This is a genomic window from Streptomyces sp. NPDC001530, from assembly GCF_042894545.1.
In the GTDB taxonomy this organism is placed as follows: Bacteria; Actinomycetota; Actinomycetes; order Streptomycetales; family Streptomycetaceae; genus Streptomyces.
Genome location: NZ_JBIAVS010000030.1, coordinates 1 through 26675, shown reverse-complemented (window position 1 = coordinate 26675; position 26675 = coordinate 1). Strand labels below are relative to the sequence as shown.

Annotated in this window: 24 protein-coding genes and 2 pseudogenes; 14 read left to right on the top strand and 12 right to left on the bottom strand. The window is 69.9% G+C overall.

The window, feature by feature from the left end:
• Positions 1–83: 83 nt before the first annotated feature.
• The 6 genes from ACFY0T_RS43045 to ACFY0T_RS43020 all read left to right on the top strand — a co-directional run bounded on the left by ACFY0T_RS43045 (position 84) and on the right by ACFY0T_RS43020 (position 7189).
• Positions 84–986, top strand: coding sequence for an SIS domain-containing protein (locus ACFY0T_RS43045; protein WP_388883861.1), 903 nt, complete (start codon positions 84–86; stop codon positions 984–986).
• Positions 983–1903, top strand: a complete 921-nt coding sequence (locus tag ACFY0T_RS43040) for an ROK family protein (protein WP_388883859.1) — start codon at positions 983–985, stop codon at positions 1901–1903. Before ACFY0T_RS43045 ends, ACFY0T_RS43040 begins: the two co-directional genes overlap by 4 nt.
• Positions 1900–3027, top strand: a complete 1128-nt coding sequence (gene nagA / locus ACFY0T_RS43035) for an N-acetylglucosamine-6-phosphate deacetylase (protein ID WP_388883857.1) — start codon at positions 1900–1902, stop codon at positions 3025–3027. The genes ACFY0T_RS43040 and nagA overlap by 4 nt, the downstream gene beginning before the upstream one ends.
• Entirely contained in the window at positions 3024–3953 is a 930-nt protein-coding gene (locus ACFY0T_RS43030) for a 1-phosphofructokinase family hexose kinase (RefSeq protein ID WP_388883990.1), read from the top strand. Before nagA ends, ACFY0T_RS43030 begins: the two co-directional genes overlap by 4 nt.
• Entirely contained in the window at positions 3931–4329 is a 399-nt protein-coding gene (locus ACFY0T_RS43025) for a class II fructose-bisphosphate aldolase (protein WP_388883855.1), read from the top strand. Before ACFY0T_RS43030 ends, ACFY0T_RS43025 begins: the two co-directional genes overlap by 23 nt.
• Before the next feature lie 592 nt (positions 4330–4921).
• Complete coding sequence (locus ACFY0T_RS43020) at positions 4922–7189, top strand: MMPL family transporter (protein WP_388883853.1); 2268 nt, start codon at positions 4922–4924, stop codon at positions 7187–7189.
• 645 nt (positions 7190–7834) lie between these two features.
• Here the strand turns inward: ACFY0T_RS43020 and ACFY0T_RS43015 are convergent.
• Positions 7835–9040: a PucR family transcriptional regulator gene (locus tag ACFY0T_RS43015; protein ID WP_388883851.1), complete on the bottom strand. Its 1206-nt coding sequence runs from the start codon at positions 9038–9040 to the stop codon at positions 7835–7837.
• Positions 9041–9224: 184 nt separating this feature from the next.
• Here ACFY0T_RS43015 and ACFY0T_RS43010 point away from each other — a divergent pair, with 184 nt between their 5' ends.
• From ACFY0T_RS43010 to ACFY0T_RS42995, 4 genes and pseudogenes are all read left to right on the top strand, one after another.
• The gene (locus tag ACFY0T_RS43010) at positions 9225–10784 is read left to right on the top strand and encodes a GMC family oxidoreductase (protein ID WP_388883849.1); all 1560 of its coding nucleotides are present in this window, start codon (positions 9225–9227) and stop codon (positions 10782–10784) included.
• Positions 10781–12493, top strand: a complete 1713-nt coding sequence (locus ACFY0T_RS43005) for an aldehyde dehydrogenase family protein (protein WP_388883847.1) — start codon at positions 10781–10783, stop codon at positions 12491–12493. The genes ACFY0T_RS43010 and ACFY0T_RS43005 overlap by 4 nt, the downstream gene beginning before the upstream one ends.
• A gap of 558 nt (positions 12494–13051) precedes the next feature.
• A complete protein-coding gene (locus ACFY0T_RS43000; RefSeq protein ID WP_388883845.1) occupies positions 13052–14035 on the top strand; it encodes a BtrH N-terminal domain-containing protein in 984 nt (327 codons plus the stop codon).
• Positions 14036–14234: 199 nt separating this feature from the next.
• Positions 14235–14468: pseudogene (locus ACFY0T_RS42995) on the top strand (transposase); the annotation flags it as partial.
• Positions 14469–14566: 98 nt separating this feature from the next.
• Here ACFY0T_RS42995 and ACFY0T_RS42990 read toward each other — a convergent pair.
• The 4 genes from ACFY0T_RS42990 to ACFY0T_RS42975 all read right to left on the bottom strand — a co-directional run bounded on the left by ACFY0T_RS42990 (position 14567) and on the right by ACFY0T_RS42975 (position 18762).
• Positions 14567–15091 (bottom strand): hypothetical protein, encoded by a 525-nt coding sequence (locus tag ACFY0T_RS42990; protein WP_388883843.1) that lies wholly within the window; start codon positions 15089–15091, stop codon positions 14567–14569.
• 111 nt (positions 15092–15202) lie between these two features.
• Positions 15203–15586 carry a PPOX class F420-dependent oxidoreductase gene (locus tag ACFY0T_RS42985; protein WP_388883988.1) on the bottom strand — a complete coding sequence of 128 codons (384 nt, stop codon included), beginning with the start codon at positions 15584–15586 and terminating at the stop codon, positions 15203–15205.
• Positions 15587–15756: 170 nt separating this feature from the next.
• Positions 15757–17109 (bottom strand): aldehyde dehydrogenase family protein, encoded by a 1353-nt coding sequence (locus tag ACFY0T_RS42980; protein ID WP_388883841.1) that lies wholly within the window; start codon positions 17107–17109, stop codon positions 15757–15759.
• Between the two features lie 102 nt (positions 17110–17211).
• Complete coding sequence (locus tag ACFY0T_RS42975; RefSeq protein WP_388883839.1) at positions 17212–18762, bottom strand: MFS transporter; 1551 nt, start codon at positions 18760–18762, stop codon at positions 17212–17214.
• A 115-nt stretch (positions 18763–18877) separates the two neighbouring features.
• On the opposite strand from ACFY0T_RS42975, the gene ACFY0T_RS42970 reads away from it, so the two are divergent.
• Entirely contained in the window at positions 18878–19294 is a 417-nt protein-coding gene (locus ACFY0T_RS42970) for a MarR family winged helix-turn-helix transcriptional regulator (RefSeq protein WP_388883837.1), read from the top strand.
• Between the two features lie 57 nt (positions 19295–19351).
• Here the strand turns inward: ACFY0T_RS42970 and ACFY0T_RS42965 are convergent.
• Together ACFY0T_RS42965 and ACFY0T_RS42960 are read right to left on the bottom strand one after the other, a co-directional pair.
• Positions 19352–20024: pseudogene (locus tag ACFY0T_RS42965) on the bottom strand (transposase); the annotation flags it as partial.
• A 14-nt stretch (positions 20025–20038) separates the two neighbouring features.
• Entirely contained in the window at positions 20039–20665 is a 627-nt protein-coding gene (locus tag ACFY0T_RS42960; RefSeq protein WP_388883835.1) for a hypothetical protein, read from the bottom strand.
• Positions 20666–20836: 171 nt separating this feature from the next.
• On the opposite strand from ACFY0T_RS42960, the gene ACFY0T_RS42955 reads away from it, so the two are divergent.
• Together ACFY0T_RS42955 and ACFY0T_RS42950 are read left to right on the top strand one after the other, a co-directional pair.
• Positions 20837–21487, top strand: coding sequence for a class I SAM-dependent methyltransferase (locus ACFY0T_RS42955; protein WP_388883833.1), 651 nt, complete (start codon positions 20837–20839; stop codon positions 21485–21487).
• Positions 21488–21620: 133 nt separating this feature from the next.
• On the top strand, positions 21621–21791 hold the full coding sequence (locus ACFY0T_RS42950; protein WP_388883831.1) for a hypothetical protein: 171 nt from the start codon (positions 21621–21623) through the stop codon (positions 21789–21791).
• Between the two features lie 17 nt (positions 21792–21808).
• Here ACFY0T_RS42950 and ACFY0T_RS42945 read toward each other — a convergent pair whose 3' ends face one another.
• The 3 genes from ACFY0T_RS42945 to ACFY0T_RS42935 all read right to left on the bottom strand — a co-directional run bounded on the left by ACFY0T_RS42945 (position 21809) and on the right by ACFY0T_RS42935 (position 24657).
• Complete coding sequence (locus tag ACFY0T_RS42945) at positions 21809–22774, bottom strand: NAD(P)H-quinone oxidoreductase (protein ID WP_388883829.1); 966 nt, start codon at positions 22772–22774, stop codon at positions 21809–21811.
• A 416-nt stretch (positions 22775–23190) separates the two neighbouring features.
• Positions 23191–23886 carry a type 1 glutamine amidotransferase domain-containing protein gene (locus ACFY0T_RS42940; protein ID WP_388883827.1) on the bottom strand — a complete coding sequence of 232 codons (696 nt, stop codon included), beginning with the start codon at positions 23884–23886 and terminating at the stop codon, positions 23191–23193.
• Between the two features lie 72 nt (positions 23887–23958).
• A complete protein-coding gene (locus ACFY0T_RS42935) occupies positions 23959–24657 on the bottom strand; it encodes a type 1 glutamine amidotransferase domain-containing protein (protein ID WP_388883825.1) in 699 nt (232 codons plus the stop codon).
• A gap of 226 nt (positions 24658–24883) precedes the next feature.
• Here ACFY0T_RS42935 and ACFY0T_RS42930 point away from each other — a divergent pair, with 226 nt between their 5' ends.
• On the top strand, positions 24884–25792 hold the full coding sequence (locus tag ACFY0T_RS42930) for a LysR family transcriptional regulator (RefSeq protein ID WP_388883823.1): 909 nt from the start codon (positions 24884–24886) through the stop codon (positions 25790–25792).
• A gap of 72 nt (positions 25793–25864) precedes the next feature.
• Here the strand turns inward: ACFY0T_RS42930 and ACFY0T_RS42925 are convergent, their stop codons facing one another.
• Entirely contained in the window at positions 25865–26281 is a 417-nt protein-coding gene (locus ACFY0T_RS42925; RefSeq protein ID WP_388883821.1) for a DUF4345 domain-containing protein, read from the bottom strand.
• A 40-nt stretch (positions 26282–26321) separates the two neighbouring features.
• The gene (locus ACFY0T_RS42920; RefSeq protein WP_328513917.1) at positions 26322–26525 is read right to left on the bottom strand and encodes a hypothetical protein; all 204 of its coding nucleotides are present in this window, start codon (positions 26523–26525) and stop codon (positions 26322–26324) included.
• Positions 26526–26675 lie beyond the last annotated feature (150 nt).

Sequence of the window (26675 nt, the reverse complement as noted above, 5' to 3'; positions counted from 1 at the left end):
GCGGCCACGGACCCACAACCCCGGCCGAGCAAGAGCTCGGCGTGAATCAACTACTTGGAATCCACTCGGAATGAGGAATGCAGATGAGTCACGTTGCCGAAGAGATCTCCAGTCAGCCGAAGTACTGGCTGCGCGCCTCGTCCCTGCTCGGCGAGTACGACAGCGTGCTGCCTCGGGCCGGCGAGCGGGTCGCGGTCGTCGGCTGCGGGACATCGTGGTTCATGGCCCAGTCGTACGCGGCGCTGCGCGAGTCCGCCGCGCAGGGGCAGACGGATGCGTTCACACCGTCGGAGATGCCGCTCGGCCGACCCTACGACCGCGTCCTGGTGATTACCCGTTCCGGTACGACGACCGAGGTGCTCGACCTGCTCGGGCGGGTGCGCGGCCGGGTCCCCACCGCGGCGATCACCGCCACCCCCGGAACGCCCGTGGTCGACGCTGCCGATGCTGTCGCAGTGCTGGAATTCGCTGATGAGCGGTCGGTGGTGCAGACCCGGTTCGCCACGACGACGCTTGCCCTGTTCCGGTCGTCGCTCGGCCATGACCTGGCGCCGGTTGCCGCCGATGCGCGAAAGGCCCTGGAGGCCGAGCCGGACTCGCAACTGGTCCGGGTGGAGCAGCTGACGTTCCTCGGCCGCGGCTGGACCGTCGGCCTTGCACACGAGGCGGCGTTGAAGCTGCGTGAGGCGGCCGGGGCATGGACGGAGTCCTACCCCGCGCTGGAGTACCGGCACGGGCCGATCAGCATCACGGGTCCCGGTCGGCCGGCCTGGATGTTCGGGGAACCGCCGGTCGGCCTGGCCGACGACATCGCGCGAACCGGCGGCACCTTCGTCGTCAGCGAACTCGATCCGATGGCCGAACTCGTCCGGGCACAGTGTGTCGCAGTGGAGATGGCGGCGGGGCGTGGCGTCGACCCGGACCATCCCCGTCATCTCACCCGCTCGGTGATCCTCACCGGCTCGCGCGTAGTGTCCCCACAGTGACCACCTCGCCCGAGCTCGTGGTGGCGATCGACGTGGGTGGCACCCGTCTGAAGGGCGCCCTGGTGGACGCGGCGGCGCACAGGTTTCACGAGGAGACCCGCTCCACCCCACGCGATCAGGGCCCCGACGCCGTTGTCGACGCGATCGTCGCGTTCGCCACTGAACTCGCCGAGCGAGGCCGCCGCGCGGGCGGGACCGTGTCGGGAGCAGGCGTCGTCGTCCCTGGCCTCGTCGATGAGAGCAAGGGGGTCGCCATCCTCTCGGCGAACCTGGGATGGCGCGACCTGCCCTTGCGCTCCATGATCGAGTCGCGCTTGGCGCTGCCCCTCGGATTCGGGCAGGACGTGCGCGCCGGCGGGCTTGCGGAGTTCCGGTTGGGCGCTGCCCGAGGCACGGTCACCGCGCTGTTCGTCCCGGTCGGCACCGGCATCGGTGCAGCGATGGTCGTCGACGGCCACCTGGTTTCCAGCGGCGGCCTGGCCGGAGAGATCGGGCATGTGGCCGTGGACCCGGCCGGCGCATCCTGCGGCTGTGGCCGCCGCGGCTGCCTGGAGACCGTCGCGTCCGCCGCGGCGGTGATGCGACGGTACGCAGAGCGCACCGGCCGCGCCGCCTCGGGCGGCGGTGAGATCGCTCATCTGGCCGTCAGCGGCGACCCTGTCGCCCGGATGGTGTGGGACGAGGCGGTCGATGCGCTGGCCGCGGGCCTCGCGACCTGTACGACCCTGCTCGCGCCCGAGGTGATCGTGCTGGGTGGCGGCCTCGCCGAGTCCGGCGGCCTGCTCCTCGATCCGCTGCGCGGCGCACTGGATGCCCGGCTGACGTTCGAGCGTCGGCCGCGTCTTGCGCGGGCGGAGCTGGGTGATCGCGCCGGGGCGCTCGGTGCCGCCCTGCTGGCCTGGGAGCGGCTGCGGTGACCGTGCTCGGTTTCGCCCGCGTCGTCACACCCGGGGGTGTCCTCGATCCGGGGTGGGTCGAGACGGCGGGAGGTCGTATCAGTGCTGTCGGGACGGGTCAACCGCCCCACGGCGTGGACATGGACCTCGGCGGACAATGGCTGGTTCCCGGATTCGTGGACATGCACGTACATGGTGGCGACGGCGCCTCGTTCGCGACCGGCGACGCCGACGATGCCCGCCGGGTGGCCGAGTTCCATCGCCGACACGGCACGACGACGCTGGTGGCCAGCCTCGTCTCGGCGCGGCTGGAGATCCTGGAACGGGCCGTCGCGAGCTTGGCCGAGCTGGTGGAGGACGGTCTGCTCGCGGGTGTCCACCTGGAAGGCCCGTTCCTCAGTACGGCCCGATGCGGCGCGCACGACCCGGCAATGCTGCGCCCGCCCGCGCAAGCCGACGTCGAACGGCTGTTGCGCGCCGGCCACGGCACGGTGCGCATGATCACGCTCGCCCCCGAACTGGCGAACGGACTGGACGCGGTGCGCGCGGTGGTCGCCCACGGGGCGGCCGCCGCGATCGGACACACCGACGCCACCTACGAGGTGACCCGACAGGCGATCGAGGCCGGCGCGAGCGTCGCGACCCACCTGTTCAACGGAATGCGGCCGGTGCACCACCGCGAGCCCGGCCCGGTCCTCGCCCTGCTGGAGGACGAACGCATCACCGTTGAGCTGATCTGCGACGGGATCCACCTCGACCCCGCCGTGGTGAGGGCCACGGCGCAGACGGTCGGCCTCCGCCGCCTGGCGCTGGTCACCGACGCGATTGCTGCCGCGGGAGTCGGAGACGGCACCTATGTGCTGGGCGGTCTGCCGGTGCGCGTGGCGGGCGGCGCCGCGCACCTCGCAGACGGTACCTCGATCGCCGGCAGCACCCTCACCACATCGGCAGCCCTGCGCAACGCCGTCCGCGCCGACATCCCCGTCGCTGAAGCCGTACAAGCCCTGTCGTCGACCCCCGCGACGGCCCTCGGCCTGCACCACCGCCTCGGTGCCATCCGAACCGGACTGGACGCCGACCTCGTCGTACTCGACACCGATCTGACGGTGCAGCACGTGATGGCGAAGGGAGCGTGGATCACGTGATCCTCACCGTCACCCTGAACGCCGCACTCGATGTCACCTACGACGTGGACGCCATCGTCCCGCACACCAGCCACCGGGTGCGGCGGGTGCACTCCCGAGCGGGCGGCAAGGGCATCAACGTCGCGCGCGTGCTGCGAATCACCGGCCACCAGACCACGGTCACCGGCTTCGCCGGGGGGACCACCGGCGAGTTCCTCCGCGCCGACCTCGCCGCCTCCGGCCTGCGCGACGAACTGGCTGCTGTCGCCGGCGAAACCAGGCGCACGGTGACGGTCGCCTCCTCGGCCCACGGCGACGCCACGGTGTTCAACGAACCCGGACCACTCGTGACAGCGCAGGAGTGGGCCTCGTTCCGCGCCCGGTTCGCCGATCTCGCGGCTACGGCGCACGTGGTCGTCCTGTCCGGCAGCCTCCCGCCCGGCGTCCCCACGGACGCCTACGCCCAGCTCGTCGCCGACGCGCCGCGAAGCATCACCATCGTGGACGCCGAAGGTCCGGCCCTCGCCGCGGCATTGCCCGCGCGCCCCGGACTGGTCAAACCCAACGCAGCCGAACTCGCGGCCACGACCGGGCTGCCCGATCCGCTCTCCGCCGCGTCGTCACTCCGCGACGGGGGCGCACATGCCGTAGTGGCATCGCTGGGTCCGGACGGCCTGCTCGCCGTGACCCCCGACGGCGCCTGGCGCGCCCGCCCGGCCGAGACGGTCTCCGGCAACCCGACCGGCGCGGGTGACGCGTGCGTCGCCGCGCTCGCCGCCGGCCTGGCCGCCAAGCGGGCGTGGCCGGACCTGCTGCGTGACGCGGTGGCCCTCTCAGCTGCCGCCGTGCTCGCCCCGATCGCCGGTGACGTCGACCTCGACGCCTACCGAGCCTTCCGCCCTGCCGTACCCCTGGAGGAGATCCATGACGCTCACAGCGACCGGTGACATCATCGGCGCCGCCGCTCGCGAAGGCATTGGTGTCGGAGCGTTCAACGTCATCCAGCTCGAGCATGCCGAAGCCCTCGTCGCCGCGGCCGAGGAAGCGAACGCGCCCGTTGTGCTGCAGATCAGCGAAAACGCCATCAAGTACCACGGCGCGCTGGAACCCGTCGCCCTCGCGACCCTCGCAGCAGCACGCCGCTCGGCGGCCCCTGTTGCCGTGCACCTCGACCACGCCGAGTCCGTGGGCCTGGTAACGGAAGCGGTGTCTCTGGGTCTCGTCTCGGTGATGTTCGACGGGTCCAAGCTTGCCTGCTCCAGCGCGGGCACGAAGTGCCGGAGTGCAGGCCATGCACGTAGAGCAGCGGCAGCACCTCGCTGATCTTCGGGCTCTGGCGGCACCAGGGGTCTTCTGTGTCAGTGGTGGATGTGTGAGGGGCCTCTCAATCGGGTCGACGTGTGGCGCGGGGACTCCGAGGGGAGCTACTATCGGGTGGTAGAACGACCGGTCTTTCTGTGAAGTGGCCCTCTGGGCTGTCTGGGCGGCTCCGCCTCCGGCCGGAGGCCTCTCGCGGGGTCCCCGGTGCACGTCGAACAGGGATGAAAAAGTTCCATGACACCAATCCGCTCCAGGCCCGAGGTGCCCCCCGTCGGTGAGCTCCTCGCCAGCCTGACGATGCGCGCCCAGTCGGCTGATCGCGAACGGACACCCCGGCGATCGGGTTCATGGTGCAGGTGATGAGCGGCGCCTTCGCCGCCGCATGCTGATCGACGAGCAGCCTCCGACGCAGGACTTCCTCCTTACGTACTTCGACGCCGTGGTCCTCCCCGCTCTCGCCGCGCCCACCGCCTGACAAGCCCGCACTCAGCATCTGACGGTGGCCGCCCACGTCGTCGGCCGATCAATCCTGCCTCCCCGCCGGGCTGATCACCCCTGCCCGAAGAACCCACGACCTGACTGGGAGTACGCCCTCGTGGCCACGTTTCTCTACAGACTCGGCCGACTCGCCTTCAGGCGACGGCATTTCGTCGCCCTCATATGGTTGGCACTGTTGGCGCTCGCCGGCGTCAGCGCGGCCAGCGCCCCCGCGGCGGGCGACACGTCCTTCTCCGTCCCTGGCACCGAGGCCCAGAAGGCCTTCGACCTGCTGGAACAGCGCTTCCCTGGGATGAGCGCCGACGGTGCCACCGCCCGCGTCGTCTTCAAGGCACCCGCCGGCGAGAAGATGACGGACGCTGCCAACAAGAACACCGTGCAGAAGACTGTTGACGAGCTGGGTGACGGCTCCGAGGTCGCCTCCGTCGCCGACCCGTACAAGGCCGACGCCGTCAGCGAGGACGGCACGATCGCCTACGCGTCGGTCAGGTACAAAGTCCCTGCCATGGAACTGGAGGACGGCACCCGGGATGCCCTGGAGGAGGTCGCGCAGGACGCGCGGGACGCCGGGCTGACCGTGGAGGTCGGCGGTGACGCACTTCAGGCGACGCCCGAGACCGGCGCCACGGAGGTCATCGGCATCGCGGTCGCCGCGGTGGTCCTGGTCATCACCTTCGGCTCGCTGATCGCGGCCGGCCTGCCGCTGCTGACGGCGCTCATCGGCGTCGGTATCGGAGTCTCGGCGATCACGGCCCTCGCCAGCACGCTCGACCTGGGCTCGACCACGTCGACGCTGGCCACGATGATCGGCTTGGCGGTCGGCATCGACTACGCCCTGTTCGTCGTCTCCCGCTACCGGACCGAACTGGCCGAGGGCCGCGAGCGCGAGGAGGCGGCCGGCCGGGCCGTCGGCACCGCGGGCTCTGCGGTGGTGTTCGCCGGTCTCACGGTCGTGATCGCGCTGGTGGGCCTGTCCGTCGTCAACATCCCGATGCTGACGAAGATGGGCGTCGCGGCCGCCGGCACGGTCGCCGTCGCGGTCCTCATCGCGCTGACGATGATCCCCGCGCTGCTCGGTTACGCGGGCCGGAGGGTCAAGCCGGCGGGCGAGAAGAGCAGGTTCCTGGGTGGCGCCCGGGCCGCGCGGAAGGCCGCTTCGGGCAAGGCCAAGCCCAACATGGGCACGCGCTGGGCGAGGTTCGTCGTACGCCGTCCGATCGCCGTCCTGCTCCTCGGCGTCGTCGGCCTCGGCGCCGTCGCCGTCCCCGCCGCCTCCATGGAACTGGGCATTGGGGACAATGGCTCGCTGCCGACCTCCACGACGCAGCGCAGGGCGTACGACCTGCTGTCCGAGGGCTTCGGCCCCGGCTTCAACGGCCCCCTGATGGTCGTCGTCGACGCGAAGGCGAGCGACGACCCGGATGCCGCATTCACCGAGGTCACCGACCAGATCAAGGGCCTCAAGGACGTCGCCAGCGTGACGCCCGCCGCCCCCAACAAGGCGGGCGACACGGCGACGATCACCGTGATCCCGGACGCTGAGCCGTCGTCGGTGACCACCGAGGACCTGGTACACGGGATCCGGGACGCGGGCGCGGACATCAAGGCTGACACGGACGCGGACGTGCTGGTCACCGGCTCCACGGCCATGAACATCGACGTCGCACAGAAGCTGAACGACGCGCTGATCCCGTACCTGGTCCTGGTCGTGGGCCTGGCGTTCCTGCTGCTGATCGTCGTCTTCCGCTCGATCCTCGTCCCGCTGAAGGCGGCCCTCGGCTTCCTGCTGAGCGTGATGGCGGCCCTCGGTGCTGTGGTCGCGGTCTTCCAGTGGGGCTGGCTGGCCGACCTCGTGGGCGTCGAGGAGACCCGCCCCATCGTGGCGATCATGCCGATCTTCATGATCGGCGTGGTCTTCGGCCTCGCGATGGACTACGAGGTGTTCCTCGTGACTCGGATGCGAGAGGCATACATCCACGGCGAGAAGCCGAGCCAGGCCGTGGTGACCGGCTTCAACCACAGCGCGCGGGTCGTGACGGCCGCCGCGGTGATCATGATGGCGGTCTTCGCCGGCTTCATCGGCTCCAGCGAGGCGATGGTCAAGATGATCGGCTTCGGCCTGGCGATCGCGGTCCTCTTCGACGCGTTCATCGTGCGGATGGCGATCGTCCCGGCCGTCCTGGCCCTGCTCGGCAAGAAGGCGTGGTGGCTGCCGAAGTGGCTGGACCGGGTGCTGCCGAACGTCGATGTCGAGGGGGAGGGGCTGCGGACGCAGGGCGACTCGGTCCACTCGTTGGGCTCGCCCGGCTCGGGCGGTTCGAAGGGTGCGGATCCGGATGAGGAGCAGGGACTGGTGAAGGTCTGAGTGCTCAGGCCTCGGCGGCCCCGGTCTGATGGTGTGCGGTGAGCACCTCATCAGACCGGGGCCGCTATCGGTAGGCGGATGTGCTCACCGGCTTGGGGGAGCCCCACGTCATCTGCGCCAGAGCACGCAGCGGGTATTTGATCCCTTCGGCCGTCTGGTTCGGGGTTTCGGCGCTGGGGGCGTCGCACCAGACGTGAGGACTCCGCCGCGGCGATGACCGACGGCCTGCCGGCGGGCGGTCCGAGCGGCCCGCGCTGACGGTGCGGGCGACGCGGCCACGGCAGGGCGGCTCGTCGCCCAGCCACTGCTGGAGCCCGGCGGAGCGCATGCGGCGGCTGTCCCTCGAGGCCGGGTCTCGTGGATCCGACGTCTGCTCGGCACCGCTCGTTCGCCCCGCGCGGGGGAGACCCCTGCGGTACGAGATCCGCATCGCCGGACGCCTGCACAAGAGGCTCGCCGGAGCCATTCCGAGGTAGACCACTTGGTCGTGTCCGACCAGCCCTGCTGTTCGGCCCAGTTCTGGACGAGGCGCACCGCTACGGCCTGCTGGCCAGGTTCCGGTCCCTGGGGCTGAACTCCTGGAGATGCGCCCGGTGCCGGAGTGAAGGAGAGCGGCGACCTTCGACGGTGTCGTCGAACCGAGGCCTACGGAATCGTCCCGCCGTCATCCGGTCGGGAACCCAGGCGAGCGGCCCGCAGGGCGATGTACAGCTCGGCCGACGACTCCGCGTCCGTGGTGCGCCGCCCGGTCAGTTCGGCGATCCGGTTGAGGCGGTACAAGACCGTATTGCGGTGGCAGTGCAGACGTTCGGCCGCTGCCGTCGTCGAGCCGCCGTCGGCGAACCACGCGTCGAGGGTCTCCAGCAGAGTGTCCTGCTCCGCGCGCGGCAGGGCGAGCAGCGGCCCCAGCACGGCGTGGGTGACCTCGTCCGCCATGTCGGGGGAGGCCGCCGCGAGCAGGGAGATCGGCGCGGTGCCGTAGAGGTGTGTGCCGTGGGTGCCGGGCGGCAGGCACTGGACGGCCAGCTGTGCCTGCCGCCGGGCGGCTGGGGCGTTCACGGGGGAGGGGAAGGGGCGGCTGATGCCGATGCGGGTCAGGGCGAGGTCCGTGAGGTGGTCGACTGCCGTCGTGATCGCCTGCTCCGCGGGCAGCGCCAGCAGGCCCACCCACGCCCCGATCTGCCGGATCCACTCGGAACCGACCCCGGCCGTACGCAGCCGGCCCTCCACGCCGGGCAACGGTTCGGCGCCGTCAGCGGTCTCGGCGCACACCACCAGGAACGGGCCCTGGCGGTCGAGCCCCAGGACGCGGACGATCTCCCAGGCGCGGACGCCGTTGCCCGCCCTGCCGTCGAGCAGCGTGGTGAGCATCAAGCCGCGCGCGGCGGCGTCGCGCCGATCCCGTTCCTCGACGGTGGCGCGGTAGGCGTCGGCGGCTGCGCTGGAATAGTCGTCGATGGCCGCCCAGATGTCGGACGCCATGAGGAGCAGTTGTCGGGTGCTCTCCTCGTCCACGGCGGCCGCCAGCATCCGGTCCCAGAGGAAGCGCCCGGCCAGCCGGTAGGCGTGCAGGACCGCGGCGAGGGGGATGCCCTGTTCGGCCTTGAGCCGTCCCGCCGCGCGGGGCGCGTCCAGGGTCGTCGGCCGCCCCTGCAACGCCGTGAACAGGGTGCGCAGGTTGTCGTGCACCGCGCTGCGCAGCTGGTCGCGGGTGAGCAGCGTGCTCTCGACGTAGGAGTACTCCCCGCCGACGATCTCGTCCGTCAACTCGTCGGCGAGCCGGTCCACGTCTGCCAGCAGACGGGCGATCAGCTCGGCCACGCGGTCGCCGGTCCTCAGCTGTGCGCTCACACGCGGAGTCTAGACCCGATCCGGCCCGGCCTGATTGTGCACAGGCACAAAACGGCGGCGACTATTCCCGCCCCCGGCCCATGGCCGAATCCCGCAACGGGCGATGGAATCGCCGTCAGCGTGCTTCACCATGGCCTCGGGCATGGGGCGTGTGCACAAGCCGTGGTCGATCGAAGGGGGTCGCATGAACACCTACGACTATGTCGTCGTCGGGGCCGGATCGGCGGGCTGTGTGCTGGCGGCGCGGCTCACCGAGGACCCGGACGTGCGCGTGGCGCTGCTCGAGGCGGGCGGACCGGACGACGCCGAGGAGATCCACGTCCCGGCTGCGTTCAGCTCGCTGTTCAAGAGCGGCCTCGACTGGGACCTGGACACCGAACCCGAACCGGGGCTCGTGGGCCGCCGCGCCTATCTGCCCCGCGGTCGGGTGCTCGGCGGCTGCAGCTCGATGAACGCGATGATCTACATCCGCGGCAACCGGGCTGACTACGACGCCTGGGCCGCCGCCGGGGCCACCGGCTGGTCGTACGCGGACGTGCTGCCGTACTTCCTGCGTGCCGAGGACAACGAGCGCGGCGCGGACGCCTTCCACAGCGTGGGCGGCCCGTTGGCCGTCAGCAACGGCCGGTCCCGCCATCCGCTCGCCGCCGCGTTCGTCGAGGCCGCTGTCAGGGCCGGGTACAAGCGCAACGACGACTTCAATGGCGACACGCAGCTGGGCGTGGGGCCCTACCAGCTGACACAGCGCGACGGGATGCGGTGCAGCACGGCCGTCGCCTATCTGCACCCGGTGCGAGAACGCGCCAACCTGACCGTGCTGCCCTCGACTTCGGCCCGGCGGGTGGTGATCGAACAGGGGCGGGCGCGGGCGGTCGAGGTAGAGCGTGGGGGAGTGGTCGAGGTGATCCGCGCCGAGAGGGAGGTCCTCCTGTCCGCCGGGGCGTACGAGTCGCCGAAGCTGCTCATGCTGTCCGGGATCGGGCCGGCCGCCGCACTGTCCGCCCTCGGCATCGATGTGCTGACCGAACTTCCCGTCGGGGAGGGGCTGCAGGACCACTGCATGGCCCTGCTGAACTACCGCACCCACATCGAGTCCCTGCTGACCGCCGCGAGCCCCGACAACGCGGCCCTGCTGCAGCGCGAGGGGCGCGGGCCGCTGACCTCCAACATCGGCGAAGCGGGCGGGTTCTTCTGCAGCCGCGTCGGACTGGACGCACCGGACGTGCAGTTCCACATGGCACCGGTGCTGTTCCACGGGGAAGGCCTCGGCCCGGTCGACGAGCACGGACTCGCCCTCGGTCCCTGTGTGCTGGCACCGACGAGCCGGGGCCGTGTGACATTGCGTTCACCACGGCCCGACGCCGCCCCGCGCATCGTGCACAACTATCTGACCACGCCGGAGGATCAGGAGTGCCTCGTCGCGGGGGTGCGGATCGCCCTGGACATCGCTCGGCAGGCGCCTCTCGCCGACGCGATCACCGCACCGTACGACGCCCCGGACGCGGACGCCGGCGACGCGGACCTGCTCGCCTGGGCGCGCAAGACGGGCATGACGCTGTTCCATCCGACGTCGACGTGCGCGATCGGCTCCGTCGTCGACCCCGCGCTGCGTGTGCTCGGCGTGGAGGGCCTCCGGGTCGTCGACGCCTCGGTGTTCCCGTCGGTACCCCGCGGCAACACCAATGCCCCGACCGTCATGGCCGCGGAGAAGGCGGCCGACCTGATCAAGGAGAATGCCCGATGACGGCACCGGTATTGGCCCCCGACAGGGCCGAAGGCCTCGACCGGATCCTCGACGACCTCATCCGGGGTGAGTCCGCCTGGGCGGCGTGCAGTCTGGCCGAACGCAGAGAGCTGTTGGAGCGCGTGCACGCTGCCACCGCGACCTGGGCCGAGGCGTGGGTGCGCGCCGCGGCGGCGTACAAGAAGCTGCCGCTGGACAGCCCGCTCCTCGGCGAGGAATGGACCTCGGGGCCCTATCCCGTGCTCACCGGGACGGCGGCGCTCGCGTCGAGCATCCGTGCCCTTGAAGAGGGGCGGAGCCCGGTCGACGACTTCACCCTCGGCAGCGCCCCGGGCGGCCGGGTCGCCGTTCGGATCCTTCCGCACAGCGTCTACGACCGGCTGCTGCTGAGCGGGTTCGGCGCGGAAGTGTGGATGCCGCCGGGCGTGAGCGTCGACACGGTCCGCCGGCAGGCGGGGCTCGCACTGCGCCGGCCGGAGCGGACCACAGGGGTTGGCGTCGTGCTCGGCGCCGGCAACATCACCTCGATTCCCGTGCTCGACGTGCTGTACGAGCTGTACGCCCACAACCGAGTCGTCGTCCTGAAGCTCAACCCGGTCATGGACGGCCTGTACGACGTCTTCGGCAAGGTACTGGAGCCGCTCGTCGAGCTGGGTGCCGTGCGCATCGTGACCGGCGGCGCCGACGCCGGCACATATCTCGTGCACCACCCCGAGGTCCGGCACGTGCACATCACCGGCAGCGCGCTGACCCATGACGCGATCGTCTTCGGCACCGGCGCGGAGGGCGCGGCCCGCAAGCGGGAGGGCAAGCCGCTCCTGGCCAAGGAGATCACCAGCGAACTGGGCGGGGTGTCGCCCACCATCGTTGTGCCGGGCCCGTGGTCGGAGGCCGACCTGCGGTTCCAGGCCGAGCACGTGGCCACGCAACGGCTGCACAACGGCGGCTACAACTGCGTGGCCGGACAGGTCGTCGTGATCGGCTCCGACTGGCCGCAGAAAGAGCGGTTCCTGCACCACTTGCGCACTGTGCTGGCGAAGGCTCCTCTTCGCACTGCCTACTACCCCGGCAGCGACGACCGGGTGTTGCAGGCGCTGGGCGCGTACCCGAACGCCCGGCGGCTGGGCGACCGGGTCCTCATCGAGGGCCTCGATCCGCACGAGCCCGGCCCGGCGCTGACGACCGAGTACTTCGCACCGGTCCTCGCCGTCCTGGAACTCCCCGGTGAAGCACAGGACTTCCTGGACACGGCCGTGCACACCGCCAACGACCAGTTCGCCGGAACCCTCGGTGTGAACGTCATCGCCCATCCCCGAACGATCAAACAACTCGGCCCGGCCCTGGACCTCGCAATCGCCGAACTGCGCTACGGCACCGTCACGTTGAACGCATGGACCGGCCTCGGCTACCTCACCGCGACCGCGAGCTGGGGCGCCTTCCCGGGGCACACGATCGACGACGTCCAGAGCGGCATCGGCGTCGTACACAACGCCGTCCTGCTCGACGGGCCCGAACGCACTGTCGTACGCGGCCCGTTCCGCCCGGCACCCCGGTCGCTGCTGCACGGCGAGCCGTCCCTCGCCCCGAGGCCTCCGTGGTTCGTCACCAACCGCACCGCCGCCACCACGGGACGACTGCTCACCGACTTCGCCGCGGCGCCCCGCTGGTCGGCACTGCCGAAGATCTTCGCCTCGGCGCTGCGGGGCTGACTTCGGCATCCGCAGGGCCGATCCTGTACCGGAACTGCGGCGGGCCGATGGTCAGGTGCCAAAGAGCGGCAGCTGGTCGGGGGTGAGGTCCTCACGAGCAGCTGGTACCAGGCGCGTATTCAAAGTGCGTGGTATTCCTCCGCTGTGCTGGCCCGTACGTGCCCTGGGGTCTTCTGCTGGAACTTCACGGCGTCCACGCAGCGCGCCCCAACCGGGCGCATGTTCCTCGTAGTCGGTACTACTGACGCAACACGGGGACTGGCGGATCGCGGCGTTCGAGACCAGTTGGTCCGAGTACGGGGGGTAGCCTCGCGGGCCAGTGCGCGGGGTGGGGGGCGTGTGAGGGGCAGTCGCCGGCCAGGGTTGGTGGCTTCTGCGGTGGTGACCGCGCTGGTCAGTGCGGTGACGTCGCTGGCCGAGAATGCCGCAACAGGGCAGGAACGGTGGCCAGGTCCACTGGACACGGTACGGCAGCACGCCTGGACGGTCCTTGGGACGTGATGGTCTGGCACGCCCATCTGCGACGTTGTCGTCTGGTGAGGGAGGAGAATGAGCGGCATGACCATGGTGAAGGACATCGATGTCCGCGGTATGCAGCACTGCGAGACGACGGCGCTGGGCGTGCTGCTGCGGCATGAGGGACTCGACTTGTCCGAGCCCATGCTGTTCGGGCTTGGCTCCGGGCTGTCCTTCATCTACTGGGACAGCAAAGGCATGGGCTTTCCCTTCCTGGGAGGCCGGGTCAAGCCGTTCGAGCTCACCAGGAACCTGGCCGCCGTACTCGGGCTTGAGCTGCTGGTCGGGGAGACCACCTCCCCGCGCAAGGCATGGCATAACGTGGCGGCACCCATCGACGCCGGTCGGCCGGTCGGCCTTCAGCTCGACAGCTACCACCTGGACTACTTCAGCACCAACGTGCACTTCGGCGGGCACGTCGTGGCCATGTACGGCTACGACGAACAGGACGCCTACCTGGTGGACACCGACCCGCAGGGCGGAGCCGTCTCGACCAGCCTCGCCGGCCTGGCCAGGGCCAGGGCCGAGCGCGGCCCCATGACCGCCAAGCACCGCTCCTTCACCATCACAGCGCCCAGCAGCCTGACGTCACCGCAGGACCGGATCATCCCCGCGATCAAGACCTGCGCCAACGCCTTCCTGAACCCGCCCATCGTGAATCTGGGCCACCGGGGCATCGAGAAGACCGCCAAGCAAGTGCCGAAGTGGCTGCAGCGCAGCGACAATCCGCGGGAGGACCTGGCACGGGCCGCCGTCCTCATGGAGAGGGCCGGCACCGGCGGTGCCCTGTTCCGCAATCTCTACCGGGACTTCCTCGCCGAGTGTGCGCAGCGGATCGACAGCAGCCACCTGCGCACTGGCCACAGCCTGTATACCGAGGCCGCCACCCTCTGGACACAGGTGGCCGCACTCGTCGCGACAGCAGGCGAATCCGGCGACGCGAAGAACCTCATGCAGGCCGGCTCCATCCTCCACGAGCTCTCGCGCATCGAACGCGATGCGATGCAGGCACTCAGCATGCTCTAGGGGGCCTGTCCGGCGGGTCATGTGCGGAGCCAGAGTCGGGACTCGGTCACTCCTGCTGACAACGGACCACCGTCTCATCGCGGCACTCGCCTGCGGCACCTCGGCTGTGCGGGTTGACGCAAGCACCATCCGCTACTTCAGCACCGCGAGACGCAGTTCTGGCGTTCGCGGAACCGTAACAGGAGGCACGATCAGAGCCCGCCGGCTACGGGAGTTCATCGACACTCACGACTGGATCACGTGCTACTTCCTGCCGGCCTGTGCACCCGACCTCAACCCCGTCGAGGGCGTCTGGTCACTGCTGCGACGCAGCAGCCAGGCCAACACCGCCTTCACCGACCCTGACCATCTCATGCGCGCCCTTCGGCAGGGTCTCCGCGAGATCCAGTACCGCAGTAACCTCGTCGATGGCTGTCTCGCCGAAACCGGCCTCACTTCAGCGGGGAACTGGCCCCGCCGCTGGGGCGTGATGCGGACGCCGGTCCACGGCGAGGCTGCCCGTCCCGCGCGGCGGGCCGCCCGGCGGAACGGTCAGGCGGCGCGGCACAGCACCACTGGGCCGGCGGGTGCCGCGGCGCGGGCCGCTGTCGCGTGCACGGGACGGACGGTGCGGACGGTGGCCGCGACCTGCGAGCGGCTCCGCGCGAAGACAACGAGGCGCAGCACCGCGAACCGCGCGACACCGGCGAGTGCGGAGGCGGACAGGTAGACGACCTGCTCGAGTACCACACCGGGTGCCGCCACCAGTTGCTGCAGGACAAGCATCGCCACGGAGGTCATCGCATACGCGGCCGTCGCGGACCCGGCCGACTGCGCATGCTGGCGCCAGGTCGCGCGCCCGCCTGCGCCGAAGGTGAAGCGGGCATGCAACTCGGTGGCGAGGAGCGTGGAAACCGCGGTGATCAGAGCGTTGGCCAGGCCCCAGTAGATCCAGGAGGCGAGGGCCGCCACGGCGAAGCTGGAGGCGAGCCCCACGCCGCCGCCGAAGAGTACGAAGCGGGCGAAGGCGGTGCGGGTGCCGGGTGCCGCCTGCTGCTGACTCTGCGCTGTCTCCATGATCCGACCCCCTTGATCGCTCACTCTTGTGTGCCGTGACCGTCTGATGGCATTCACCAAGGCCATCCGACAGGCGGCCCCTGATACGGGACCTGACGGTGCGTCAACTCGTCACGGAGTAAGCCGCACGCGGATGCCCAGCGTCCGGTCCGCTCCCCGCAGCCAGCTGTCGAGGATCATGAGGCGGCCGAGGATGCCGTACTTGCGGGCGATGAGGGTGCGGTAGCGGGCGCCGGTCGCCGCGTCGGCGATCTCGGCGGTGGCCGGGACCTGGTCGCCCGTCGGGTTGCCGCGCAGGTCGCAGGGGCCTACGAGGATGTCGCCGCGGGCCCGGATCCGCTTGACCTTCCAGGAGTCGGCGGGTGTCCGTACGCCCAGCGTGTCGCCGTCGCGCACCACCCACACCGGGGTGGCGACCGGGGTGCCGTTCTTGCGGTAGCTGGTGACGAGCATGTACTTGCCGGCGCCGAGCTGCTCCAGCAGCGTGTCGTCCATGATGCGTTTCTGTTCCTTGCCATTGCGTTCGAGGTCGTTGGCCACTTGAGCGGCGTACTGCGATGTCAATTCGCGCATGGGGATGCCTTCTTCCGAGGAGGGGGGCGGGACGGCGGCGAGCGTGAGGTTGCGGGGTGGGATTGCGTACCGCCGCCGACGGCCGGGGTGGTTCAGCTCAGCGGGACGTCGAGGACGGCCTTGCGGTGGCTGAACGTCTCGATGGAGTAGCGGCCGTGGTAGCTGCCCATGCCGCTCTCGCCGACACCGCCGAAGGGGAGCGTCGGCACGGCGAGGTGGTGCATCGGCAGGCCGAAGTTGAGGCCGCCCGAGGAGGTCTCGGCGGTGAGGCGGCGCTTGGTGGTGTCGTTCTCGGTGAAGGCGTACAGGGCGAGCGGCTTGTCGCGCTGGGTGATGAACGCGATCGCCTCGTCCAGGTCCGCCACGGTCAGGATCGGCAGGATGGGGCCGAAGATCTCCTCCTGCATCACGTGCTCGTCGGGCCGGACATCGGCCAGCACGGTCGGGGCGATGTAGGTGTCCGCGCGGTCGGTCTGCCCGCCGGTGACCGTACGGCCGGAGCCCAGCAGCGCGGACAGCCGGTCGAAGTGCCGCTCGTTGATGATCCGTCCGTAGGCGTCGGACGTCTGCGGGTCCTCACCGAACAGTCCCTTGATCGCGACGACCAGGGCGGCCTGGAGTTCGGTCGCGGTGTCCGGGTCGGTCAGGACGTAGTCGGGGGCGACGCAGGTCTGTCCGGCGTTGGCGAACTTCGTCTGCGCCAGGCGCTGCGCGACCGTGGCGATGTCGGCGTCCCGGTCTACGAACACCGGTGACTTGCCGCCGAGTTCGAGGACGACAGGGGTGAGGTTCTTCGCGGCGGCGGTCATCACGATGCGGCCGACCGTGCCGTTGCCGGTGTAGAAGATGTGGTCGAAGTGCTGCTCCAGCAGCACGGTGGTCTCCGGCGCGCCGCCCTCGACGACCGCGGTCGCGTCGGTGTCGAGATACGCGGGCAGCAGCTCGGCCAGCAGTGCCGAGGTGCGGGCGGCGTAATTGGCGGGCTTGATGACGACCGCGTTCCCGGCGGCGAGCGCGCCCGCGACGGGCACAAGCAGCAGATTGATCGGGTAGTTCCACGCCGAGATGACCAGGGCGACACCCAGAGGGTCGAACTCGGTGCGGGCGGTGCTGCCGGGGACTCCGGGCACCGTCACGGGGGCGGGCTGCGGGGCGGTCCACTCCTCCAGGTGCTCCAGGTAGTCGTCGATCTCGACGATCGTGGTGTCGATCTCCATGGCGTCGGCCTCGGCGCGGTTCTTGCGCAGGTCGGCGTAGAGGGCGTCGGCTATCGCCGCGCGGTTGTCGGTGAGCAGGTCGCGCAGGCGAGTCAGCTGCTTCCGGCGCCAGGCCAGAGGCTTGGTGCGGCCGGTGCGGAAGGCAGCGCGCAGCCGGTCCACCAGCGCGGTGGCTTCGGCGGCGGTGAAGGTGTCGTCGAGGGTGAAGGCTGCCTTGGTGTCCGTCACAGTCGTGTCCTGTTCGCTATGGAGGGAAAGCCGGATAGGAGGGAAAGCCGGTCGGCATCCGGGGGATGGGGGAGGAAAGTCGTGGCCATGCAGATGGCGCGCTCAGACCGTGACGGCCGTGCGGGCGGGCGTGGTTTCGCCGTCGTCCGCCGGGATGGGCGTGCCGGTGGCGGGCGATGCGGACGTACGGCGGATCGCCAGGCCGACCATGGCCACGCCGATGACCAGCACGAACGCCATGCCGGCGAGGGCGAAGCTGAGGGTGTACTGGCTTTCGGCGGGCAGTGCGGGGACCCCGGCGGGCAGGTTGTCGAGCGTGTTGGAGGCGAGCAGCGAGGTGATGACCGCGCTGCCGATCGCGCTGCCGGTGGAGCGGGAGATGGAGTTGATGCCGTTGGCGATGCCGGTCTGGTGGTGGGGGACGCCGGCCACGATCAGGGCGGGCATCGCGGCGTAGCCGAAGCTGATGGCAACGCCGACGACCATGCCGGCCAGGATCACCGACGCGGTGGTGTCGTGGGCGAGGGTCAGCCAGGCGAAACCGACGACGCCGAAGAGGGCACCGGCGGCCAGGGTGAGACGCGCGCCGATGCGGCGTACCAGCATGCCTCCGAACTGGGCGGCGAGGAGCGAGACGAGGGCGGAGGGCAGCAGGTAGAGGACGGAGGCGCGCAGGACGGAGGCGCCGAAGCCGTAGCCGGCGATCTCGGCGGGCGTCTGGACGAGGTAGGAGACGCCGATGAACTGCGCGAACATGGCGAATCCGACGAGCAGTCCGGCGATGTTGGTGAACAGCACCGGGCGGTGGACGAACATCTTCATGTCGACCAGGGGGTCGCGGACCGTGCGTTCGACGAGGACCCACAGGACGGTCGTGACGGCGGCGCCAGCGAAGAGGGCGAGCGTGCGGGGTGAGGTCCAGCCCCAGGTGTGGCCCTGCGAGATGGGCAGCAGGAGCAGCACGAGCAGCAGGGCGAGGCCGGCGGCGCCGAGCCAGTCGGTGCGCCCGCCCGTCCGGGTGCGGGGCTCGGGGACGGCGACCGCAACCGCGATGAGGGCGACGGTGGCGAGTGCGGCGGCCAGCCAGAAGACCAGATGGTAGTCGGGGTTGGCACCCTGGCTCAGGAGCCCGGCGCTCACCAGGGCGAGGCCGCTGCCGAACCCGAGCGTCCCGCTGACCAGGGCCATGGCGCCAGGCAGCCGCGCCGGTGCGACCTCTTGGCGCAGCACGGACAGCGCGAGCGGGAAGATCGCGGTGGCGGCGCCCTGCATCACGCGGGCCACGATGAGCCACAGCATGGAACTCGTGGTCGCGGCGAGCACGGATCCGGCGACCATCACCACCAGCACGCCGAGCAGCGTCGGCTTCGTGCCGCGCTGGTCGCCGAGGCGGCCCAGGAGCGGTGTGAAGACCGCGGCCGACAGCAGCGTGGCGGTGGTGACCCAGCTGACCTGGGCCGTGGTGGCGCCGAGGTCGTTCTGGATGATGCCGAGGATCGGGATGACCAGGGTCTGCATCATCGACACGACCATGGCGGCGAGGCCCAGTACCAGGACGAGGCTGAGGCTGCCGGTGCGGCGGTCCGGCGCGGTGGCAAGGGAGGACTTCACGGTCTTCTTTCCGGTGGAAGGGTGCCCGAAGGATGGACGCATCGATGGTCGAGGAGTCCGACCATTGAGGTGCTCGATGCTTGAGGACATCAAACAATATAGAGCTGGTGGATGTCAAAGGTTGGGATACTCAAGCTTTCCGCGGTACCCTCGACGCATGCCACCCATCCCCTCCAAGGCGCAGCTCATGGAGCTGCTCGCCCACTCGGTCAGCACGCACTACGCCGACTTCGCCGCATCCGCCGCCGACATGGGCCTCACTTCCAGCCAGGCAAAGACCCTCACGGTGCTGCGACGCGCGCCCGCCTCGATGCGCTCGCTCGCGACCACCCTCGCCTGCGACGCCTCGAACATGACCGGGATCATCGACCGACTCGAAAAGCGCGACCTGGTCCGCCGCGAAGTCAGCACCACCGACCGCCGCGTGAAGAACGTCGCCCTCACCGAGACGGGCGAGAAGGCGATCGACACCATCCGCGAGCGGATGGAACGGACGCAGACCGGTCTGGACAACCTGTCCGACGAGGAGCGCACCGAACTCTTCCGCCTGCTGACGGTCGTCTTCCCGCGCTGATGTGCGCAGGTGCTGCCTGTCGAACAATTGAGCGGTGACTGGCGCGCCGACCAGGGCCCCGCGGGTGCCCTTCATTCGCAGGCGGGCGGTGGTGAAGGCGGACTCGATGGGGTTGGCCGTCCGCAGGCGGATCGTTGTTCGGCGGTGAAGTCGTAGAGTTCCGGCAGCTCGGCCTCGAGGCCGGTGATCTTCTTCTCCGCATTGCGGAACTTCGCGCTGTAGAGCCAGGCGAACGTCTTGATCGCTTGGAGCGCAATGTCGCGGTCCTCGGCGTTGTGGATGCCTTGAAGCCGAGAGCCTCATCGCCGACTGCCAGGACCGGAGCCCGCATGTCCGGGCGGGCACAGTCGCGCCGCAGGTCTGCCCAGGGCTCGCCCGATTCGCGGTAGCGGTCCCTGAGCGCGACCAGCTCCTTGGTGCCGTCCGCGCGCGTACGCCGACAAGGACGAGTACGCAGGCTTTGGCCCCTTCCAGGCGGACGTTGAGGTGGATGCCGTCGACCCACGCACGTAGTCGACCTCCGCGAGGTCGCGGTCAAGCGAGGTCGCGGTCAAGAGCGCAGCATGGTCGGCCTGCCGCTGCTGGCTGACAGGCGGGTGATCGTGGCCGGTGACAGCCCGGCCGAACCGTCAAGAACCTGCTCCAACGCGGGCACGAAGCTGCCGGAGGGCGCGTCATGCACGTAGAGCAGCGGCAGCACCTCGCTGTTCTTCGGGCTCTTGCGGCGCCAGTGGGTCTTCTGTGTCAGCGGTGGACGGTGAGGGACCTCTCAATCGGGTTGACGAGTGGCGCGAGGGCGCCGGGGGAGCTACCGTCGGGATGGTAGAACGACCGGTCTTTCTGTCGGACGGCCTCTGGGGCTGTCCGGCTGGGTCCTTCTCCAGGCGGGAGGACCGCCACGGTTCCCGTTGCACGTCGAGCAGGGATGAAAAAGCTCCATGAAACCAATCCGTTCCAGGGGCTGGGCGGCCCCCGCCGCCCAGCCCCGCGCCGGCCCTGACACCGCGCGTCATGGCCCAGCCGGCCCATCCCGAACCGGTGCGCGACGCCCTGGTGACCCTCCTTGGGCGCCTTCGATGGGGTCAGCCTCCCGATCGGATCAGTATCGGTGTGGCCGATCCTGGTGAGCAGATCCTGGAAGAGGGTGCGGATCCAGTCCCGGTGGGACGTCACCAGGCAGCGGACCGGGTGGTCGGCGTCCGGGTACTCGGCGGCCGCGTTCAGGAACGGCGATCCGCGAAAGCCGCGCTCGCGGGCGTGCTCGGCGATCGCCTCGAAGATCAGGTCGATCGCCTCCGCGGGCGGGTACGCGGCGGCCAGCGGTTCGGCCACCTCCCTGTAGTAGGCGTCCTTGGTCAGCAGATAGGCCACGACCAGGTCGTCCTTGGAGGCGAAGTGCCGGTAGAAGGTGCCGCGCTTTCCACGGCCGACGTCGCCCTTCCAATCCTTCCGCCCACTGCACCCACCAACGGGACCTCACCGCACCTTGCCCGTTCACGCCGACATGATCGACCCTCCGCACTCCCCGACAAAGGCATCCACATGACCACCAGCACCGCGCACCGCACAGCCCGGCACTGCCGTCTCTGCAAGCCTTCGCAGGAGCCGAACGACTACACCCTGTTCCTGCGGCAGTGGGTGCGCTCACCGGCCCGCATGGGGGCCATCGCGCCCAGCTCGCGGCACCTGGCCGAGGCGGTCTGCGCCCCGGTGCCCGAACGTGGCGAGCCCGTTGTGGTGGAACTGGGTGCCGGCACTGGACCGTTCACCGCCGAGATCCAGCGCCGGCTCGGCGGGCGCGGCCGTCACCTGGCCGTCGAGATCGATCCACTCCTCGCCCAGCGCCTGCGCCACCGCCACCCGGGGGCGGAGGTGATCCAGCGCGACGCCGTACACCTGCGCCAACTGCTGGATGAGCGCGGCATCGAGAGGGCCGACGTGGTGGTCAGCGGCCTGCCCTGGGCACTCTTTCCCTCCGCCATCCAACACCGGCTCATGGAGGCGGCAGCCGCGGTGCTCGCCCCGGCGGGTGCCTTCACCGCGTTCACCTACCTCCACGCCGTTCCCCTCACCCCCGCCCGTCGGTTCCGCGAGCTGCTGGCCGACCGCTTCGAGGAAGTCGTCCCCAGCCGCACCATATGGCGCAACACACCCCCGGCCTTCGTCCTCCACGCCCGCAGACCCCGCCCATAACCCCCGGCGAGGCCGAGGCTGAGGCTGAGGCGATCAAGGGCGAGCGCGACGCCACTTGGGGTCACGATGGTGATGTGCCAATGCGGCCGGAACCGGGGCAAGTTCGCCATCGCGGCGTTCAGCGCCCAAAGACATGACCGGGTTGCTGATCGCCGTGGTCGTCGGCCCCGGAATCCAAGTCGCCACGCACGACGTCGGCGTACTGCTGCCGGCCAACCTGCTCGCCGGCGTCTTCGGGCCGGGCGCGCCTGTGCTTCTCGGGCCGCTTCCGACGCGCACCACAACCCTGCCGTCAGCTTCGTGAGCGACGGCGCGTCGGCGTTACGCGGTGTCGGGGTTGACCAGGACGATCTTGCCGATGTGGTGGGCGTCGAGGATCCGGTGCGCCTCGGCAGCCTCGGTCATGGGCAGGGTCCGGTCGATGACCACCTGCACGGATCCGTTCTCGATCAGTGGCCACACGTGGTCCTGGACCTCGGCCACGATGGCTGCCTTCTGCCCGGTCGGGCGGGAACGCAGAGTGGTCCCGTGTACGGACGCGCGCTTGAAGAGGAGTTCGGCGAGGTTGAGTTCGCCCTCCAGGCCGTTCTGCAGACCGATGATGACCAGTCGCCCCTCCGGGGCCAGGGAGTGGACGTTGCGCTGGAGGTAGTGGCCGCCGATGACGTCGAGGATCACGTCGTACGGGCCGTGCTCGGCGAAGTCCTCGGTGCGGTAGTTGATCGCGAGGTCGGCGCCGAGGTCTCGTACCCTGGCGGCCTGCTCGGGGCCACCGACAGTGGTGACGACTCGGGCTCCGCGGGCCTTGGCTATCTGGATGGCCATCGTGCCGATGCCGCCGGCTCCACCGTGCATGAGGAAGGTTTCGCCCGCCTTCAGAACACCGGTCATGAAGACGTTCGACCACACCGTGGCGGCGGCTTCGGGCAGGGCCGCCGCTTCGACAAGGCTGATGCCCTTGGGCACCCTGAGCAGCTGCCCGGCAGGGACGGCGACCTTCTGCGCGTACCCGCCCCCGGCAAGCAACGCGCATACTTCGTCACCCGGTTGCCACTGGGTCACGCCCTCGCCGATGGCGCTGATCCGGCCGGAGACCTCCAGTCCCGGGTAGGGCGATGCTCCCGGCGGGACCGGGTACCACCCCATCCGCTGCGCGACATCCGCTCGGTTGACCGCGCCGGCCACCACCTCGACGATGACCTCGCCCGCAGCCGGGGACGGGTCCTCGACTTCGGTCCACTCCAGGACCTCCGGGCCCCCGGGTTCCTTGATCGAAATTGCTTTCATGTCTCTCCTTCTCGCGCACCTGATGGGTGGCGGTGGGTGCGCCTGCCAGGCGTCGTCGAAATGCTGATGCGAGGGCGCGGGGCGCGAGGTCGACGCGGCCTACGTGGTGTGCCGCAAGGGCGGTCCAAGCGGTGGGGGGCTTCGGATCGGCGCGGCTTCGGGAGCTGGCTGCCCATCCGGCGGCCGCAGTGTCCAGCGAGCGCTGGTCGGCGGCGAGCGCGGCGGCGACGGCCTGTTTTGTCTGCTCCGGCGGAACTGGCAGACGCCAAAGCCGAGGATGGGCATCTCGACGCCGCCGTTCAGAGTGACGCCCTCTACGCAGATGCCCTCCGTACGGGGACGGGAGCGCATGCGCAGGCAGGCGGGCGGCGGTCAGCGCAGCCGCGGCCTGCGTGGCGCCAGTCTGGATTCGTTGGTCAGGACACCTTGTTGAGCATTTCGGCTGCAACGGGTCCGGCGGAGGCCGGGTTCTGACCGGTGACCAGGTTGCGGTCCACGACCACGTTCGGGGCCCACGGCTCGCCCTCCTGGTAGTCCGCGCCGATCTCGACCAGGCGGTCCTGGAGCAGCCACTTGGCGCTGGCCGCCAGACCCGCCTGAGTCTCCTCGGCGTTGCTGAAGCCGGTGAGCCGGTAGCCGGCGAAGGCGTTGCCGCCGTCGGCCTTGGTGGCGGCCAGCAGCGCGGCCGGGGCATGGCAGACCACGCCGAGCGGCGTGCCCGAGGCAAGAGCGTCGATGAGGAGCTTGCCTGAGGTGGCGTCGACGGCCAGGTCCTCCATCGGGCCGTGGCCACCGGGGTAGAAGACGGCGGCATAGTCGTCGAGGTCGACGTCCTCCAGCCTGACGGGGTGCTGGATCTCGCTGATCGAGGCGAGAGCGTCCGCTATCTTCTTCGCGCCCTCCTCGCCGCCGTTGAACTGCGGCGCCAGGCTGCCCTGGTCCAGGGGCGGGACGATACCGCCCGGCGTGGCGACGACGATCTCGTGGCCGGCGGCCGTGAACGCCTGGTACGGGGTGACGGCCTCCTCGGCCCAGAAGCCGGTCGGGTGCTTGGTGCCGTCCGCCAGCGTCCAGTGGTCGGCGCCGGTCATCACAAAAAGGATCTTCGACATGGTGCGGTCTCCTAGAGCCGGGTCTATCCAGTGACGCCCCGCAGAGGCGGGCGCCCCAGGTTTCTGTACTGGTTACTCGGTCTCGGCCAAGGCACGGAGAATCACGTCGCTGACGGCCTTGGTGGACACCGGGTTCTGGCCCGTGATCAGGCGGCCGTCACGCACGGCATGCGGCGTCATCGGGACAGTGGAGCGCACATACTTGGCTCCCTTCGCGCGCAATTCGTCCTCCAGGAGGAACGGCACCCTGCTCTTCACACCGGCCAGTCTTTCCTCGACTGTCGCGAAGCCTGTGACAGTGCGGTTCTGTACGAGCGGGTTCCCGTCGGCGTCATGGAGGTTGATGAGGGCGCAGGCGCCGTGGCAGACCGAGGAGACGATGCCGCCACCGACGTAGATGGCCTGGGCTGTTCGCTGCAAGTCAGCGTTGTCGGGAAAGTCCCACATGGTGCCATGACCACCCGTGAAGAAGATCGTGGAGTAGTCGTCCGGATCTGCGTCGGCAATAGAAGCGGTGGCTTTCAAGGCGGTCATGAAGGCGGGGTCGGCGAGATAGCTGCGAACCGTCTGGTCGGCGAACAACCGGCCGAGGCTTCGGGGGTCGAGGGGCACCTCGCCGCCCGTCGGGCTCACCACATCCACAGTGTGGCCGTCCTTCACCGCCTTGTCGTAAAAATGGACGAGTTCACCCAGCCATAGGCCGGTCCGATGCTTGCTCGCCCCGTAGGTGGCCTGATTGGTCACCACCGCCAGAATCTTTTTCTGTCTCACTTTTCCCACGTCTCCTTTGTCGGCCGACTGCGCACTCGGGGCCGGGTATGGCAGAACGACACCGACGCTGGTGGTCTATAGAACCCAGTGCTCTTCGGTCTTGAAACTAAAGCTGCTGAAGTATCCGCGCCAATGAAGAGACCGATGTCAGGTATCGGTGACCCGATGACTCGTCCCGGGGACGGGCGGCATGTGGCTGTCATGCGTATCTCGTAGGCTCGGGGACGTGAGCGATCACGACACTCATGGGTCCGGCGCGCTGGACCTGAACTTGCTGCGCACCTTCCTCGCGGTGCACCGCCTGGGCTCCTTCACCGCCGCTGCACGTCAGCTGAGCCTGTCGCAGTCCACCGTCACCACGCAGATCCGGGCACTGGAGAACCGCCTGGGCCGCGAGCTGTTCGAACGCCGGGCGCAAGGCGTCACCCCGCTGCCCCACGCGGACGAACTCGCCACCCGGCTCTCGGCCCCCCTCGACCAGTTGGCCGTCATCACCGGCGAGGAGCCGAGCAGCACCGTGGCACCGGTGCATCTGGCGGGACCCGCGGAGTTCATGAGCGTGGCCGGCCTGAAGGTTCTGGCCCCGCTGATCGCGCAAGGCGTCCGGCTGCGGGTGGCCATCGGGCTGGCCGAGCCGCTGCTCGAAGAACTGCGGGCCGGACGTCACGACCTCGTCGTCGCCACCCGGCGGCCCCGCGGCCGGACGCTGCACGTCGAACTCCTCGCCGACGAGGAATTCGTTCTGGTCGCCGCCCCCGCATGGGGCGAACGGCTCGAGGGGCAGGAGCTGCCCACCGCGCTGGAGAGCCTCCCCCTGATCACCTATGCCGAGGACCTGCCCATCGCCCGCCGCTACTGGCGCCACGTCTTCGGCCGCCGCCTGCACGCCCAGGCCGCAATCACCGTTCCCGACCTGCGCAGCGTCCTCACCGCCGTCACCGCCGGCGCCGGCTGGAGCGTCCTGCCCAGCTATCTGTGCCAAAGCGAACTCACCTCCGGCGCCCTCCGGTTGCTGCACCAGCCGGAGGACCCGCCGATCAACACCGCCTACCTCGTCCAACGCCCGGGCAGCTCCACCAACCCGCACGTGACACTCGTCCGCGAGCATCTCCTGGCCGCGGCGAAAATCTGGTGACCCGACCCAGCAACGCCGGGCCCAACTCGACGCACCGTGCCTCCTGCCGGTCTGCCGCCCGGGATCGCTACCTCAGGCGGCGGCCGGCACTCGTCTGGATCTGAGTGCGGTGGACTGCGCCCAGACGATGACGATCGGGAGGATGAACTCCAGGAGGGCGGAGGCGAGGAAGACTCCCGCCGGGCTGGGCATGCCGTCCCGGGCGAAGGAGACCAGCCGCCCGACGCCACCGAGGAAGATCGGGACGGCCAGGAAGTAGACGAGTACTCCCTGCCAGCGGATCGTTGCCGCCACCCAGGCGAACAGGGGAGCCCAGCCTACGTAGACGCCTGCCAGGAAGCGGTGCGCGTTGTCCGCGTCCGCCGCGCCCGCTGGGCCTCCCTGCGCCAGTTGCTGCAGGCCGTCTCCGAGCGCGATGGCAGCGGCCAGCAACAGGCAGACACGGACGATGGTGTGGGCTGCTGTGACAGGGGTGCCGGCCGCCATCATGACTCCTTGCTTGTCTCGGAGTTGGCCCCGGTGTTGGTGTTCAGGCCTGCTCGGTGGGGCGTACGAGCAGCTCGGCGACGGCCACGTGCCGGGGGCGGGTGACGATGTAGCCGACGGTGTCGGCGATGTCCTGGCTCTGCAGCCGCTCGATGTCGCCGAGGGCGGCGACGATGTGCTGCTGGATGACGTCGGGGTTGTGCGTGCGCAGTTCGGTGTCGACGCTGCCCGGCTCGATGACGGACACGCGGACGTGCTGGCGCGTGAGTTCCTGGCGCAGGGCCTCGCTGAAGGCGCCGACGCGAACTTGGTGGCGCTGTAGACGGCGGACATGGCGTAGGCGTTGCGGCCGGCGAGTGAGCCGATGTTGACGATGTCGGCGACCTGACGCGGCTGT

What these genes read in the sequence shown, in the direction of transcription:
- ACFY0T_RS43045 (WP_388883861.1), top strand. Translation starts at nt 84, where the DNA reads ATGAGTCACGTTGCCGAAGAGATCTCCAGTCAGCCGAAGTACTGGCTG.
- ACFY0T_RS43025 (WP_388883855.1), top strand. Translation starts at nt 3,931, where the DNA reads ATGACGCTCACAGCGACCGGTGACATCATCGGCGCCGCCGCTCGCGAA.
- ACFY0T_RS43010 (WP_388883849.1), top strand. Translation starts at nt 9,225, where the DNA reads ATGAACACCTACGACTATGTCGTCGTCGGGGCCGGATCGGCGGGCTGT.
- ACFY0T_RS43005 (WP_388883847.1), top strand. Translation starts at nt 10,781, where the DNA reads ATGACGGCACCGGTATTGGCCCCCGACAGGGCCGAAGGCCTCGACCGG.
- ACFY0T_RS43000 (WP_388883845.1), top strand. Translation starts at nt 13,052, where the DNA reads ATGACCATGGTGAAGGACATCGATGTCCGCGGTATGCAGCACTGCGAG.
- ACFY0T_RS42990 (WP_388883843.1), bottom strand. Translation starts at nt 15,091, where the DNA reads ATGGAGACAGCGCAGAGTCAGCAGCAGGCGGCACCCGGCACCCGCACC.
- ACFY0T_RS42985 (WP_388883988.1), bottom strand. Translation starts at nt 15,586, where the DNA reads ATGGACGACACGCTGCTGGAGCAGCTCGGCGCCGGCAAGTACATGCTC.
- ACFY0T_RS42975 (WP_388883839.1), bottom strand. Translation starts at nt 18,762, where the DNA reads ATGCGTCCATCCTTCGGGCACCCTTCCACCGGAAAGAAGACCGTGAAG.
- ACFY0T_RS42970 (WP_388883837.1), top strand. Translation starts at nt 18,878, where the DNA reads ATGCCACCCATCCCCTCCAAGGCGCAGCTCATGGAGCTGCTCGCCCAC.
- ACFY0T_RS42955 (WP_388883833.1), top strand. Translation starts at nt 20,837, where the DNA reads ATGACCACCAGCACCGCGCACCGCACAGCCCGGCACTGCCGTCTCTGC.
- ACFY0T_RS42950 (WP_388883831.1), top strand. Translation starts at nt 21,621, where the DNA reads ATGACCGGGTTGCTGATCGCCGTGGTCGTCGGCCCCGGAATCCAAGTC.
- ACFY0T_RS42945 (WP_388883829.1), bottom strand. Translation starts at nt 22,774, where the DNA reads ATGAAAGCAATTTCGATCAAGGAACCCGGGGGCCCGGAGGTCCTGGAG.
- ACFY0T_RS42940 (WP_388883827.1), bottom strand. Translation starts at nt 23,886, where the DNA reads ATGTCGAAGATCCTTTTTGTGATGACCGGCGCCGACCACTGGACGCTG.
- ACFY0T_RS42925 (WP_388883821.1), bottom strand. Translation starts at nt 26,281, where the DNA reads ATGATGGCGGCCGGCACCCCTGTCACAGCAGCCCACACCATCGTCCGT.